The sequence below is a fragment of the Staphylococcus sp. FSL W8-1268 genome (assembly GCF_038003965.1).
GTDB classification, from domain to species: Bacteria; Bacillota; Bacilli; order Staphylococcales; family Staphylococcaceae; genus Staphylococcus; species Staphylococcus hominis.
Genome location: NZ_JBBOQE010000001.1, coordinates 2,070,198 through 2,085,653, shown reverse-complemented (window position 1 = coordinate 2,085,653; position 15,456 = coordinate 2,070,198). Strand labels below are relative to the sequence as shown.

Sequence of the window (15,456 nt, the reverse complement as noted above, 5' to 3'; positions counted from 1 at the left end):
TCTGTTATCTGCTCTTAACTTGTGTAAATCACACAAGTAAGCGTGGGAGGAAATTCCGCTAAAACCACTAAAGGAGGAACAATAAATGGCTAAAAAAGGTAAAAAGTATCAAGAAGCAGCTAATAAAGTTGACCGTACTAAATACTATAGTGTTGAAGAAGCAATTAAATTAGCTAAAGAAACTAGTATCGCTAACTTTGATGCATCAGTTGAAGTAGCATTCCGTTTAGGTATTGATACACGTAAAAATGACCAACAAATCCGTGGTGCAGTAGTGCTACCAAACGGTACTGGTAAATCACAACGTGTATTAGTTTTTGCTAAAGGCGATAAAATTACAGAAGCAGAAGAAGCAGGCGCAGATTACGTGGGTGAATCTGAATATGCTCAAAAAATTCAACAAGGTTGGTTCGACTTTGACGTAGTAGTAGCTACACCTGACATGATGGGTGAAGTTGGTAAATTAGGTCGTGTATTAGGACCTAAAGGTTTAATGCCAAACCCTAAAACTGGTACAGTAACTATGGACGTTAAAAAAGCTGTAGAAGAAATTAAAGCTGGTAAAGTTGAATATCGTGCTGAAAAAGCAGGTATCGTACATGCTACGATTGGTAAAGTATCTTTCGACGAAGAAAAATTAGTTGAAAACTTTAATGCTTTACAAGATGTTTTAGCTAAAGCTAAACCAGCATCTGCTAAAGGTACTTACTTCAAATCTGTTGCTGTAACTACAACAATGGGTCCTGGAGTTAAAGTAGATACTTCATCTTTTAAACTTTAATTTCAAATATATGAATAGATTGTAGACTGGTAGATAATCATTGCTTATTTTGAAAAAGATAAGATCATTTTCTTCCAGTCTTTTTTTAAAAAACAATTGACATATTACAATAAACAAGTTATATTATTTATTGTGATTATTTTACCTAAGACAGTAGGAGTTAATCTTTAACTTAAAACAATATCCTACCGAGGCTAAAATTGACTTGAACGTGATGATTATTATAATGATCTTTCAAGCACTTTTTGCCGTGGGTAGAAAGTGCTTTTTTTATTAAAAAAGCACCAAAAATAAAAATGGAGGTGTCTGAATGTCTGCTATTATTGAAGCTAAAAAACAACAAGTTGACGTTATCGCTGAACAACTTAAAAATTCAGTTTCAACTGTTATCGTGGACTACCGTGGTTTAACTGTTGCGGAAGTAACTGATTTACGTGCTCAATTACGTGAAGCTGGTGTTGAGTATAAAGTATACAAAAACACATTAGTTCGTCGTGCAGCTGAAAAAGCAGGTATCGAAGGCTTAGATGAATTCTTAACTGGTCCTACAGCTATCGCTACAACTACTGATGATGTAGTTGCTCCAGCGAAAGTGATCTCAGGATTTGCTAAAGAACATGAAGCTTTAGAAATTAAAACAGGCGTTATGGAAGGTAACGTTATCTCAGCAGAAGAAGTTAAAACTGTTGGTTCATTACCTTCACACGATGGTCTTGTATCTATGCTTTTATCAGTATTACAAGCTCCAGTACGCAACTTCGCTTATGCGGTTAAAGCTGTTGGAGAACAAAAAGAAGAAAGCGCTGAATAATTGCGCATAAAATTTTAAAATAAATGGAGGAATAATAAAATGGCTAATCAAGAACAAATCATTGAAGCAATTAAAGAAATGTCAGTATTAGAATTAAACGATTTAGTAAAAGCAATTGAAGAAGAATTTGGTGTAACAGCAGCAGCTCCTGTAGCAGCAGCTGGTGCAGCTGGTGGCGGAGATGCTGCCGCAGAAAAAACTGAATTTGACGTTGAATTAACTTCAGCTGGATCTTCAAAAATCAAAGTTGTTAAAGCAGTTAAAGAAGCAACTGGCTTAGGCTTAAAAGATGCTAAAGAATTAGTAGACAACGCTCCTAAAGTAATCAAAGAAGCTGTTGCTAAAGAAGATGCTGAAAAACTTAAAGAACAATTAGAAGAAGTTGGAGCTACTGTAGAATTAAAATAATTCTAGTATCTTAACTTAATATATAAGTAAATCATTTTAACTTAGTCACTTTAGAGTGAAAGCTTTAATGATTACTTGCATTCTTTGAGAAATTAAAACCCCGTTATTGTTGATAACGGGGTTTTAATTCATTTTCTAATCAAATAGATGAACGAATAAAGAGGTGAAATCATGAGTCACTATTATGATGAAAATCCTGAAGTACAAAGTGATGAAAAAACAATTCAATACTTTTATCATAAATCTCCGTTAAAACTAACGACAGATGCGGGCGTTTTTTCAAAAGGAAAAGTAGACTTTGGGTCTGATTTATTAGTACAAACGTTTTTAAATGAACATCCACCAGGTCCAAGTAAACGTATCATTGATGTTGGCTGTGGTTATGGTCCAATTGGTTTAATGATTGCTAAAGTGTCACCACACCATCAAATGACTATGGTGGATGTGAATCATCGAGCTTTACATTTAGCTGAAAAGAACAAAAAGCAAAATCAAATTGATAATGTTATCATTACAGAAAGTGATGGTCTGTCACAAGTTGAGAATGAGTACTTTGACTTTGTATTAACAAATCCACCAATTAGAGCTGGGAAAAATGTTGTTCATCGAATCTTTGAAGAAGCATATCAAAAGCTAAAAAATCAAGGTGAACTCTATGTTGTCATTCAGAAAAAGCAAGGTATGCCTTCTGCTAAAAAGAAAATGGAAGAAATATTTAATAATGTAGAAACTGTGAACAAAAGTAAAGGGTACTATATACTGAAGAGCCAAAAAGGTTGATTTCAAAATGGTATTCTGATATAGTTATAAAATGTAAAAATTTATGTTCAACAAGTGTGTACTTTTACGCAAAATGAGCACGATAAACAAGAATAAGAAAAGAATCGAAAATGGTGTCATCAATTGTGTTGCCGTTTTCTTTTTGTCTTGTTATGTGAAATTTTGTGTATAAGTTCAACACAATATTTGAGGGGTGAATCTGTTTGGCAGGTCAAGTTGTCCAATATGGAAGACATCGTAAACGTAGAAATTATGCGAGAATTTCAGAAGTATTAGAATTACCTAACTTAATAGAAATTCAAACTAAATCTTATGACTGGTTCTTAAAAGAAGGTTTATTAGAAATGTTCCGTGATATTTCACCAATTGAAGATTTCACTGGAAACCTATCTTTAGAATTTGTGGATTATAGATTAGGTGAACCAAAATATGATTTAGAAGAATCAAAAAACCGTGACGCTACTTATGCTGCACCTCTTCGTGTTAAAGTACGTCTCATTATCAAAGAAACTGGTGAAGTTAAAGAACAAGAAGTTTTCATGGGTGACTTCCCATTGATGACAGATACTGGTACGTTCGTAATTAATGGTGCAGAACGTGTTATCGTTTCACAATTAGTACGTTCACCATCAGTGTATTTTAATGAAAAAATAGATAAAAATGGACGTGAAAATTACGACGCAACGATTATTCCAAACCGTGGTGCGTGGTTAGAATATGAAACAGATGCTAAAGACATCGTTTACGTTCGAATTGATAGAACACGTAAATTACCTTTAACAGTATTATTACGTGCTTTAGGATTCTCTAGTGATCAAGAAATTATCGATTTACTAGGAGACAGTGAATACTTACGTAATACGCTTGAAAAAGATAGTACTGAAAATACTGAACAAGCTTTATTAGAAATCTATGAACGTTTACGTCCTGGTGAACCACCAACAGTTGAAAACGCAAAAAGCTTATTATATTCACGTTTCTTCGACCCTAAACGCTATGATTTAGCAAGTGTTGGTCGCTATAAAACAAATAAAAAGTTACACTTAAAACATCGTTTATTTAACCAAAAATTAGCGGAACCAATCGTTGACAGCGAAACAGGTGAAATTGTTGCTGAAGAAGGAACAGTTTTAGATCGTCGTAAATTAGACGAAATTATGAATGTTTTAGAGTCAAATGCAAACAGTGAAGTGTTCGAGTTAGAAGGTAGCGTTATTGATGAACCTGTAGAAATTCAATCAATTAAAGTGTATGTTCCAAATGATGAAGAAGAACGCACTACAACAGTGATTGGTAATGCATTACCTGATTCAGAAGTGAAATGTATTACACCAGCAGATATTATTGCCTCAATGAGTTATTTCTTTAACTTATTGAATGGTATTGGTTATACAGATGATATTGACCATTTAGGTAATCGTCGTTTACGTTCAGTAGGTGAACTGTTACAAAACCAATTCCGAATTGGTTTATCTAGAATGGAACGTGTCGTTCGCGAAAGAATGTCTATTCAAGATACTGATTCAATTACACCACAACAATTAATTAATATTAGACCTGTAATTGCTTCAATTAAAGAATTCTTTGGTAGTTCTCAATTGTCTCAATTCATGGACCAAGCTAACCCATTAGCAGAGTTAACACATAAACGTCGTCTTTCTGCTTTAGGACCTGGTGGTTTAACACGTGAACGTGCACAAATGGAAGTTCGTGACGTACACTATTCTCACTATGGTCGTATGTGTCCAATTGAAACACCAGAGGGACCAAACATTGGTTTAATTAACTCATTATCTAGTTATGCACGTGTAAATGAATTTGGTTTTATCGAAACACCATATCGTAAAGTAGATATTGATACCAATTCAATTACTGATCAAATTGATTATTTAACTGCTGATGAAGAAGATAGCTATGTAGTTGCACAAGCCAATTCTCGTTTAGATGAAAATGGTCGTTTCCTAGATGATGAAGTGGTATGTCGTTTCCGTGGTAACAACACTGTTATGGCAAAAGAAAAAATGGACTACATGGATGTATCTCCTAAACAAGTAGTATCAGCAGCGACAGCTTGTATTCCATTCCTTGAAAACGATGACTCTAACCGTGCGTTAATGGGTGCGAACATGCAACGTCAAGCAGTACCATTGATGAATCCTGAAGCTCCATTTGTGGGTACAGGTATGGAACATGTGGCAGCTCGTGACTCTGGTGCAGCAATTACTGCAAAACATAGAGGTCGTGTTGAACACGTTGAATCTAATGAAATCTTAGTTCGTCGTTTAGTTGAGGAAAATGGAACTGAACATGAAGGCGAATTAGATCGTTACCCATTAGCTAAATTTAAACGTTCAAACTCTGGTACTTGTTATAACCAACGTCCAATCGTTTCTGTAGGTGACGTTGTAGAATACAATGAAATTTTAGCTGATGGTCCTTCAATGGAATTAGGAGAAATGGCATTAGGTCGTAACGTCGTTGTAGGTTTCATGACTTGGGACGGATATAACTATGAGGATGCCGTTATCATGAGTGAACGATTAGTTAAAGACGATGTATATACTTCAATTCATATTGAAGAATACGAATCTGAAGCACGTGATACTAAATTAGGGCCTGAAGAAATTACACGTGATATTCCTAACGTTTCTGAAAATGCACTTAAAAACTTAGACGATCGTGGTATTATATACGTCGGTGCAGAAGTTAAAGATGGAGATATCTTAGTTGGTAAAGTAACGCCAAAAGGTGTCACAGAATTAACTGCAGAAGAACGATTATTACACGCCATCTTTGGTGAAAAAGCAAGAGAAGTTCGTGATACTTCATTACGTGTCCCACATGGTGCAGGTGGTATCGTTCTAGACGTTAAAGTATTTAATCGTGAAGAAGGCGATGATACGTTATCACCAGGTGTGAACCAACTTGTTCGTGTATATATCGTTCAAAAACGTAAAATCCATGTTGGGGACAAAATGTGTGGTCGTCATGGTAACAAAGGGGTTATCTCTAAGATTGTTCCTGAAGAAGATATGCCTTACTTACCAGACGGACGTCCAATCGATATCATGTTAAACCCACTAGGTGTACCATCACGTATGAACATTGGACAAGTTTTAGAGTTACATTTAGGTATGGCTGCTAAAAACTTAGGTATTCATGTTGCTTCTCCAGTATTCGATGGTGCAAACGACGATGATGTATGGTCTACAATCGAAGAGGCTGGTATGGCACGTGATGGTAAAACAGTATTATATGATGGACGTACTGGTGAACCATTTGATAATCGTATTTCTGTTGGAGTAATGTATATGCTTAAACTTGCTCACATGGTTGACGATAAATTGCATGCACGTTCAACTGGACCTTACTCACTTGTTACACAACAACCACTTGGTGGTAAAGCACAATTCGGTGGACAACGTTTCGGTGAGATGGAGGTATGGGCACTTGAAGCTTATGGTGCAGCATACACATTACAAGAAATCTTAACTTATAAATCTGACGATACTGTAGGTCGTGTTAAAACATACGAATCTATCGTTAAAGGTGAAAACATTTCAAGACCAAGTGTTCCTGAATCATTCCGAGTATTGATGAAAGAATTACAAAGTTTAGGTTTAGATGTAAAAGTTATGGATGAACATGATAATGAAATCGAAATGGCCGATGTTGATGATGAAGATGCAACTGAGCGCAAAGTAGATTTACAACAAAAAGATGTTCCAGAAACTCAAAAAGAAACTAACGAATAATAAAATTATAGATTTAAGATGAATAAACATGAGTTGCGTAATTTTAATCTCATCAAGATTTAGATTGCGCACTGATGTGCATCTTATGTATGTGATGTCAGTTTCAGTAAATGTAAATCAATCAAATAGCACAGCTAATCTAAATTGAAGGAGGTAGGCTCCTTGATTGATGTAAATAATTTCCATTATATGAAAATCGGTTTAGCCTCACCTGAAAAAATCCGTTCTTGGTCATATGGTGAAGTGAAAAAACCAGAAACAATAAACTATCGTACTTTGAAACCTGAGAAAGATGGTCTTTTCTGTGAAAGAATTTTTGGACCTACAAAAGACTGGGAGTGTAGTTGTGGTAAGTACAAACGTGTACGCTACAAAGGCATGGTTTGTGACCGTTGTGGTGTAGAAGTCACAAAATCTAAAGTTCGTCGTGAAAGAATGGGGCATATTGAATTAGCAGCACCTGTTTCTCACATTTGGTACTTTAAAGGTATTCCAAGTCGCATGGGTCTTTTATTAGATATGTCTCCAAGATCATTAGAAGAAGTTATTTATTTTGCTTCTTATGTGGTTGTAGATCCAGGTCCAACTGGATTAGAGAAAAAATCATTATTATCTGAAGCTGAATTCAGAGAATATTATGATAAATACCCAGGTCAATTTGTAGCAAAAATGGGTGCAGAAGGTATTAAAGACCTATTAGAAGAAATTGACTTAGATGAAGAATTAAAAGCATTACGTGATGAATTAGAATCAGCAACTGGACAAAGATTAACACGTGCAATTAAACGTTTAGAAGTTGTGGAATCATTTAGAAATTCTGGAAATAATCCTTCATGGATGATTTTAGATGTACTACCAATTATTCCACCAGAAATTCGTCCTATGGTTCAATTAGATGGTGGACGTTTTGCAACAAGTGACTTAAATGATTTATATCGTCGTGTTATCAACCGTAATAATCGTTTGAAACGTTTATTAGATCTTGGTGCTCCTGGTATCATCGTGCAAAACGAAAAACGTATGTTACAAGAAGCAGTAGATGCATTAATCGATAATGGTCGTCGTGGTCGTCCAGTAACTGGTCCAGGTAATAGACCATTGAAATCTTTATCACATATGTTAAAAGGTAAACAAGGTCGTTTCCGTCAAAACTTACTTGGTAAACGTGTTGACTACTCAGGCCGTTCAGTTATCGCGGTAGGACCAAACTTAAAAATGTATCAATGTGGTCTTCCAAAAGAAATGGCACTTGAATTATTTAAACCTTTCGTAATGAAAGAATTAGTGCAACGTGAAATTGCAACAAACATTAAAAATGCGAAAAGTAAAATTGAACGCATGGATGATGAAGTATGGGATGTATTAGAAGATGTCATTAAAGAACACCCAGTATTACTTAACCGTGCCCCAACGCTTCACAGATTAGGTATTCAAGCTTTCGAGCCTACTTTAGTAGAAGGACGTGCAATCCGTTTACATCCACTTGTAACAACAGCTTATAACGCTGACTTTGATGGTGACCAAATGGCGGTACACGTACCATTATCTAAAGAAGCACAAGCTGAAGCACGTATGTTAATGTTAGCAGCACAAAATATCTTGAACCCTAAAGATGGTAAACCAGTTGTTACACCATCACAAGATATGGTATTAGGTAACTATTACTTAACTTTAGAACGTAAAGATGCTGTAAATACTGGTATAATCTTTAATGATACAAATGAAGTACTTAAAGCATATGCAAATGGTTATGTGCATCTACACACTCGTATAGGTTTACATGCACGTTCACTTAATAATCCTACATTTACAGAAGAACAAAATAATAAAATTTTAGCTACTTCTGTAGGTAAAGTGATCTTTAATGAAATCATTCCAGATTCATTTGCATATATTAATGAACCTACTCAAGAAAACTTAGAAGATAAAACACCTGATAAATATTTTGTTGATCCAACACAATTAGGTGAAGGTGGTCTTAAAGCTTACTTCGAAGAGCAAGAACTTACTGCACCTTTCAACAAAAAATTCTTAGGTAATATTATTGCTGAAGTATTTAACAGATTTAGCATCACAGATACATCAATGATGCTTGACCGTATGAAAGATTTAGGATTCAAATTCTCATCTAAAGCTGGTATCACAGTTGGTGTATCTGATATCGTAGTACTTCCAGATAAACAACAAATTTTAGATGAACATGAAAAATTAGTAGAACGTGTATCTAAACAATTTAATCGTGGTTTAATCACTGAAGATGAACGTTACAACGCAGTTGTTGAAATTTGGACAGATGCTAAAGATCAAATTCAAGGCGAATTAATGCAATCACTTGAAAAAACAAACCCAATCTTTATGATGAGTGACTCAGGTGCCCGTGGTAACGCATCTAACTTCACACAATTAGCCGGTATGCGTGGGTTAATGGCTGCGCCATCAGGTAAAATTATTGAGTTACCAATTACTTCATCATTCCGTGAAGGTTTAACAGTATTAGAATACTTCATCTCAACGCATGGTGCGCGTAAAGGTCTTGCCGATACAGCACTTAAAACAGCTGATTCAGGTTATCTTACTCGTCGTCTTGTTGACGTTGCACAAGATGTTATCGTTCGTGAAGAAGATTGTGGTACGGACCGTGGTTTATTAGTTTCTGATATTAAAGAAGGTACAGAAATGATTGAACCATTTGTCGAACGTATTGAAGGACGTTATTCTAAAGAAACAATTCGTCATCCTGAAACGAATGAAATCATTATTCGTCCTGATGAATTAATCACACCTGAAATTGCTAAGAAAATTACAGATGCAGGTATTGAAAAAATGTATATCCGTTCAGCATTTACATGTAATACTCGTCATGGTGTATGTGAAAAATGTTACGGTAAAAACCTTGCTACAGGTGAAAAAGTTGAAGTAGGTGAAGCAGTTGGTACTATTGCCGCTCAATCAATTGGTGAGCCTGGTACTCAACTTACAATGCGTACTTTCCATACAGGTGGGGTAGCAGGAAGCGATATCACTCAAGGTCTTCCTCGTATCCAAGAGATCTTTGAAGCACGTAACCCTAAAGGTCAAGCGGTAATTACTGAAATCGAAGGTGTCGTTGAAGATATTAAATTAGCAAAAGATCGCCAACAAGAAATTGTGATTAAAGGCGCTAATGAAACAAGATCTTATCTTGCTTCAGGTACTTCAAGAATTAAAGTAGAAATTGGCCAATCAGTAGAACGTGGAGAAGTATTAACTGAAGGTTCTATTGAACCTAAGAACTTCTTAGCTGTTGCTGGTTTAAACGCGACTGAAAGCTACTTACTTAAAGAAGTGCAAAAAGTTTATCGTATGCAAGGTGTAGAAATTGACGATAAACACGTTGAAGTAATGGTTAGACAAATGTTACGTAAAGTAAGAATTATTGAAGCTGGTGATACTAAACTTCTACCAGGTTCATTAGTAGATATTCATAACTTTACTGATGCTAATAGAGAAGCGTTTAAAGAACGTAAACGCCCAGCTACTGCAAAACCAGTATTACTTGGTATTACTAAAGCATCTCTTGAAACAGAAAGCTTCTTATCTGCGGCTTCTTTCCAAGAAACTACTCGTGTACTTACTGATGCTGCTATTAAAGGTAAACGCGATGACTTACTTGGACTTAAAGAGAATGTTATTATTGGTAAACTTATCCCAGCTGGTACAGGTATGAGACGTTATAGTGACGTTAAATACGATAAAGTGGGTACTCCAGTTGCTGAAACTGACGAAGCAGAAGTGACTGAGTAATTAATGTGAAAGTAACTTGGAACTTTAATTTGTTCCAAGTTCTTTTCTTTTAATATTTACAGAAAATGATAAAAAATGTTGACTAATTATTATATAAAGTGTTATTATTGTAAAGGTTGATGCAAGCAGAACTTTGGAGGATATTTAATGTCTAATGAAAAAGTTGCACGCTTTAACAAACAACATTTTGTAGTTGGTCTTAAACAAACGTTAAAAGCGTTGAAAAAAGATCAAGTTACATCATTGATTATTGCTAAAGATGTTGAGATATATTTATTAGCTCAAGTATTTAGCCAAATCAATCATAAAAGTATACCGATTACTTATTTCGAAAGCAAATCGGCTTTAGGAAAAGCAGTAGGTATTAATGTTAATGCGACAATTGTTGCGTTATTGAATGAGAATTAGTAAGTTTTTACACTTACTAAATTTTATTTAACCTAAAAATGAACCACCTGGATGTGTGGAATTAAAAAATGAAGAGAGGAGGACATTCAATGCCAACTATTAATCAATTAGTACGTAAACCTAGACAAAGTAAATCTAAAAAATCAGATTCACCAGCGTTAAACAGAGGTTTCAATAGTAAAAAGAAACAATTTACTCACTTAAACTCACCTCAAAAACGTGGTGTTTGTACTCGTGTAGGTACAATGACACCTAAAAAACCTAACTCAGCGTTACGTAAATACGCTCGTGTGCGTTTATCAAATAACATTGAAATCAACGCATACATTCCTGGTATCGGCCATAACTTACAAGAACACAGTGTTGTACTTGTACGTGGTGGACGTGTAAAAGACTTACCTGGTGTGCGTTACCATATTGTACGTGGTGCGCTTGATACTTCAGGTGTAGATGGACGTAGACAAGGACGTTCATTATACGGAACTAAAAAACCTAAAAATTAAGTTTAAGATTGTGTAAATTTTACTATCAATTTTTAAGAATATATTATAATAGGAAGGGAGGACTTTATAATGCCTCGTAAAGGATCAGTACCTAAAAGAGACGTATTACCAGATCCAATTCATAACTCTAAGTTAGTTACAAAATTAATTAACAAAATTATGTTAGACGGTAAACGCGGAACAGCACAAAGAATTCTTTATTCTGCATTTGACCTTGTAGAACAACGCAGTGGTCGTGATGCTTTAGAAGTATTCGAAGAAGCTATTAACAACATTATGCCAGTATTAGAAGTAAAAGCGCGTCGTGTAGGTGGTTCAAACTACCAAGTACCTGTTGAGGTGCGCCCAGAACGTCGTACGACTTTAGGATTACGTTGGTTAGTAAACTACGCTCGTCTTCGTGGTGAAAAAACTATGGAAGATCGTTTAGCTAACGAAATCTTAGATGCTGCTAATAATACAGGTGGTGCAGTCAAAAAACGTGAGGACACTCACAAAATGGCTGAAGCGAACAAAGCATTCGCTCACTATCGTTGGTAAGATTAAAGCTTTAACCCTGAGTGTGTTCCGTCATATTGGTTTACCAAGTAAAATGGTTCATGCTTAGGGCATCGCCATATTCTATAGTACTTATTCAGTAATAACTGGAAGGAGAAAAACAATGGCTAGAGACTTTTCTTTGAAAAACACTCGTAATATCGGTATCATGGCTCACATCGATGCTGGTAAAACTACAACGACTGAACGTATTCTTTATTATACAGGTCGTATCCACAAAATTGGTGAAACACATGAAGGTGCTTCACAAATGGACTGGATGGAACAAGAACAAGATCGTGGTATTACAATCACATCAGCTGCAACAACAGCTTCTTGGAAAGACCACCGCGTTAACATTATCGATACACCAGGGCACGTAGACTTCACTGTAGAAGTTGAACGTTCATTACGTGTACTTGATGGTGCGGTTACTGTACTTGATGCTCAATCAGGTGTAGAACCTCAAACTGAAACTGTTTGGCGTCAAGCTACTACTTATGGTGTTCCTCGTATTGTATTCGTTAACAAAATGGATAAACTTGGTGCAAACTTTGAGTATTCAGTAAGCACATTACATGATCGCTTACAAGCAAATGCAGCACCTATCCAATTACCAATTGGTGCCGAAGATGAATTTGAAGCAATCATCGACTTAGTTGAAATGAAATGTTTCAAATATACAAATGACTTAGGTACAGAAATTGATGAAATTGAAATTCCTGAAGATCACAAAGAAAGAGCAGAAGAAGCTCGTTCTAATTTAATCGAAGCAGTTGCAGAAACTAGCGACGAATTAATGGAAAAATATCTTGGTGACGAAGAAATTTCAGTAGCTGAATTAAAAAATGCTATCCGTCAAGCCACTACTGACGTAGAATTCTACCCAGTACTTTGTGGTACAGCATTCAAAAACAAAGGTGTTCAATTAATGCTTAATGCAGTAATTGATTACTTACCATCACCATTAGATGTTAAACCTATCGTAGGTCATCGTGCTGAAAATCCTGATGAAGAAGTCATTGCAAAAGCTGACGATAATGGCGAATTCGCAGCATTAGCTTTCAAAGTTATGACTGACCCTTATGTTGGTAAGTTAACTTTCTTCCGTGTATATTCAGGTACGTTAACATCTGGTTCATACGTTAAAAACTCAACAAAAAACAAACGTGAACGTGTAGGTCGTTTATTACAAATGCATGCGAACTCTCGTCAAGAAATTGATACTGTTTACTCAGGAGATATCGCTGCAGCTGTAGGTCTTAAAGAAACAGGTACTGGTGACACTTTATGTGGTGAGAAAAATGACATTATCTTGGAATCAATGGAATTCCCAGAACCAGTTATTCACTTATCAGTAGAACCTAAGTCTAAAGCTGACCAAGATAAAATGACTCAAGCTTTAGTTAAATTACAAGAAGAAGACCCTACTTTCCATGCACATACTGACGAAGAAACTGGACAAGTTATTATCGGCGGTATGGGTGAGTTACACTTAGATATCTTAGTAGACCGTATGAAAAAAGAATTCAACGTTGAATGTAACGTAGGTGCACCAATGGTTTCATATCGTGAAACATTTAAACAATCTGCTCAAGTTCAAGGTAAATTCTCTCGTCAATCAGGTGGTCGTGGGCAATATGGTGATGTTCATATTGAATTCACTCCAAATGAAACTGGCGCAGGGTTCGAATTCGAAAACGCTATCGTTGGTGGTGTAGTTCCTCGTGAATACATTCCATCAGTTGAAGCTGGTCTTAAAGATGCTATGGAAAACGGTGTATTAGCTGGTTATCCATTAATTGATGTTAAAGCTAAATTATTTGATGGTTCATACCATGATGTCGATTCATCAGAAATGGCCTTCAAAATTGCTGCATCATTAGCACTTAAAGAAGCTGCTAAAAAATGTGATCCAGTTATCTTAGAACCAATGATGAAAGTTACAATTGAAATGCCTGAAGAATACATGGGCGATATCATGGGTGACGTAACAGCTCGTCGTGGACGTGTTGATGGTATGGAACCACGTGGTAATGCACAAGTTGTTAACGCTTATGTACCACTTTCAGAAATGTTTGGTTATGCAACTTCATTACGTTCTAACACTCAAGGTCGCGGTACTTACACTATGTACTTTGACCATTATGCAGAAGTTCCAAAATCAATTGCTGAAGAAATCATCAAAAAAAATAAAGGTGAATAATATAACTTGTTTTAACTAGTAAATCTAGGTAAAATACAGCTTGAGCTTATTAATTAAGCATTCATCTTTATGAATTGATTTTTTATCCAAAATGCATTATAAAAGAACTATGAATTCTTTTTAGAACAATCATTATGTCTCATGATAGTGAGTAACTATCATGAGAGATAATATTGAAATAACTTAACTAGAATAGGAGAGATTTAATAATGGCAAAAGAAAAATTTGATCGCTCAAAAGAACATGCCAATATTGGTACTATCGGTCACGTTGACCATGGTAAAACTACTTTAACAGCTGCTATCGCAACTGTATTAGCTAAAAATGGTGACACTGTAGCACAATCATATGACATGATTGACAACGCTCCAGAAGAAAAAGAACGTGGTATTACAATCAATACTGCACACATCGAATATCAAACTGACAAACGTCACTATGCTCACGTTGACTGCCCAGGACACGCTGACTATGTTAAAAACATGATCACTGGTGCTGCTCAAATGGACGGCGCTATCTTAGTAGTATCTGCTGCTGATGGTCCAATGCCACAAACTCGTGAACACATTCTTTTATCACGTAACGTTGGTGTACCAGCATTAGTAGTATTCTTAAACAAAGTTGACATGGTTGACGATGAAGAATTATTAGAATTAGTTGAAATGGAAGTACGTGACTTATTATCTGAATACGACTTCCCAGGTGACGACGTACCTGTAATCGCTGGTTCAGCTTTAAAAGCTTTAGAAGGCGATGCTCAATACGAAGAAAAAATCTTAGAATTAATGCAAGCAGTTGATGATTATATTCCAACTCCAGAACGTGACTCTGATAAACCATTCATGATGCCAGTTGAGGACGTATTCTCAATCACTGGTCGTGGTACTGTTGCTACAGGCCGTGTTGAACGTGGTCAAATCAAAGTTGGTGAAGAAGTTGAAATTATTGGTATCAAAGAAACTTCTAAAACAACTGTTACTGGTGTAGAAATGTTCCGTAAATTATTAGACTACGCTGAAGCTGGTGACAACATCGGTGCTTTATTACGTGGTGTTGCTCGTGAAGATGTACAACGTGGTCAAGTATTAGCTGCTCCAGGTTCAATTACACCTCACACAAAATTCAAAGCAGACGTATACGTTTTATCAAAAGATGAAGGTGGACGTCATACTCCATTCTTCTCTAACTATCGTCCACAATTCTATTTCCGTACTACTGACGTAACTGGTGTTGTTAACTTACCAGAAGGTACTGAAATGGTAATGCCTGGTGACAACGTTGAAATGACAGTAGAATTAATCGCTCCTATCGCGATTGAAGACGGTACTCGTTTCTCAATCCGTGAAGGTGGACGTACTGTAGGATCAGGCGTTGTAACTGAAATCTTCGAATAATTTATTATTTGATATGGAAGACTCCCTTAGTGGGGGTCTTTTTTTATTTGAAAATAAGACGTAAGTTCACTTTGCTTTCATTTAGTAAGA

11 protein-coding genes and 1 other annotated feature are annotated in these 15,456 nt (G+C 35.9%); all 11 genes read left to right on the top strand.

Annotation, left to right across the window (positions count from 1 at the left end; translation table 11 throughout):
• Positions 1-85: 85 nt before the first annotated feature.
• The 11 genes from rplA (at position 86) to tuf (ending at position 15,366) form a co-directional block, all read left to right on the top strand.
• Positions 86-781 carry a 50S ribosomal protein L1 gene (gene rplA, locus NST64_RS10580; RefSeq protein WP_002449030.1) on the top strand — a complete coding sequence of 232 codons (696 nt, stop codon included), beginning with the start codon at positions 86-88 and terminating at the stop codon, positions 779-781.
• Between the two features lie 126 nt (positions 782-907).
• Positions 908-1,061: a sequence feature (ribosomal protein L10 leader region), on the top strand.
• Positions 1,062-1,091: 30 nt separating this feature from the next.
• On the top strand, positions 1,092-1,592 hold the full coding sequence (gene rplJ, locus NST64_RS10575; protein WP_002449049.1) for a 50S ribosomal protein L10: 501 nt from the start codon (positions 1,092-1,094) through the stop codon (positions 1,590-1,592).
• A gap of 39 nt (positions 1,593-1,631) precedes the next feature.
• Entirely contained in the window at positions 1,632-2,000 is a 369-nt protein-coding gene (rplL, locus tag NST64_RS10570) for a 50S ribosomal protein L7/L12 (protein WP_002449041.1), read from the top strand.
• Between the two features lie 171 nt (positions 2,001-2,171).
• Entirely contained in the window at positions 2,172-2,780 is a 609-nt protein-coding gene (locus NST64_RS10565; protein ID WP_107632299.1) for a class I SAM-dependent methyltransferase, read from the top strand.
• 203 nt (positions 2,781-2,983) lie between these two features.
• A complete protein-coding gene (gene rpoB, locus NST64_RS10560; protein WP_002449020.1) occupies positions 2,984-6,535 on the top strand; it encodes a DNA-directed RNA polymerase subunit beta in 3,552 nt (1,183 codons plus the stop codon).
• Positions 6,536-6,724: 189 nt separating this feature from the next.
• Positions 6,725-10,318 carry a DNA-directed RNA polymerase subunit beta' gene (gene rpoC, locus NST64_RS10555; protein ID WP_161800511.1) on the top strand — a complete coding sequence of 1,198 codons (3,594 nt, stop codon included), beginning with the start codon at positions 6,725-6,727 and terminating at the stop codon, positions 10,316-10,318.
• Between the two features lie 147 nt (positions 10,319-10,465).
• Positions 10,466-10,726, top strand: a complete 261-nt coding sequence (locus NST64_RS10550; RefSeq protein WP_002449063.1) for a ribosomal L7Ae/L30e/S12e/Gadd45 family protein — start codon at positions 10,466-10,468, stop codon at positions 10,724-10,726.
• 89 nt (positions 10,727-10,815) lie between these two features.
• A complete protein-coding gene (rpsL, locus tag NST64_RS10545) occupies positions 10,816-11,229 on the top strand; it encodes a 30S ribosomal protein S12 (protein WP_002449050.1) in 414 nt (137 codons plus the stop codon).
• 69 nt (positions 11,230-11,298) lie between these two features.
• On the top strand, positions 11,299-11,769 hold the full coding sequence (gene rpsG, locus NST64_RS10540; RefSeq protein WP_001137495.1) for a 30S ribosomal protein S7: 471 nt from the start codon (positions 11,299-11,301) through the stop codon (positions 11,767-11,769).
• A 121-nt stretch (positions 11,770-11,890) separates the two neighbouring features.
• A complete protein-coding gene (gene fusA / locus NST64_RS10535) occupies positions 11,891-13,972 on the top strand; it encodes an elongation factor G (protein WP_049336725.1) in 2,082 nt (693 codons plus the stop codon).
• 209 nt (positions 13,973-14,181) lie between these two features.
• Positions 14,182-15,366 carry an elongation factor Tu gene (gene tuf, locus NST64_RS10530; RefSeq protein WP_002449023.1) on the top strand — a complete coding sequence of 395 codons (1,185 nt, stop codon included), beginning with the start codon at positions 14,182-14,184 and terminating at the stop codon, positions 15,364-15,366.
• Positions 15,367-15,456: the final 90 nt, after the last annotated feature.

Bases quoted from the DNA above. Each gene is read 5' to 3' on its own strand.
- rplA (WP_002449030.1), top strand. From the start codon at position 86: ATGGCTAAAAAAGGTAAAAAGTATCAAGAAGCAGCTAATAAAGTTGAC.
- rplJ (WP_002449049.1), top strand. From the start codon at position 1,092: ATGTCTGCTATTATTGAAGCTAAAAAACAACAAGTTGACGTTATCGCT.
- rplL (WP_002449041.1), top strand. From the start codon at position 1,632: ATGGCTAATCAAGAACAAATCATTGAAGCAATTAAAGAAATGTCAGTA.
- NST64_RS10565 (WP_107632299.1), top strand. From the start codon at position 2,172: ATGAGTCACTATTATGATGAAAATCCTGAAGTACAAAGTGATGAAAAA.
- rpoC (WP_161800511.1), top strand. From the start codon at position 6,725: ATGAAAATCGGTTTAGCCTCACCTGAAAAAATCCGTTCTTGGTCATAT.
- NST64_RS10550 (WP_002449063.1), top strand. From the start codon at position 10,466: ATGTCTAATGAAAAAGTTGCACGCTTTAACAAACAACATTTTGTAGTT.
- rpsL (WP_002449050.1), top strand. From the start codon at position 10,816: ATGCCAACTATTAATCAATTAGTACGTAAACCTAGACAAAGTAAATCT.
- rpsG (WP_001137495.1), top strand. From the start codon at position 11,299: ATGCCTCGTAAAGGATCAGTACCTAAAAGAGACGTATTACCAGATCCA.
- fusA (WP_049336725.1), top strand. From the start codon at position 11,891: ATGGCTAGAGACTTTTCTTTGAAAAACACTCGTAATATCGGTATCATG.
- tuf (WP_002449023.1), top strand. From the start codon at position 14,182: ATGGCAAAAGAAAAATTTGATCGCTCAAAAGAACATGCCAATATTGGT.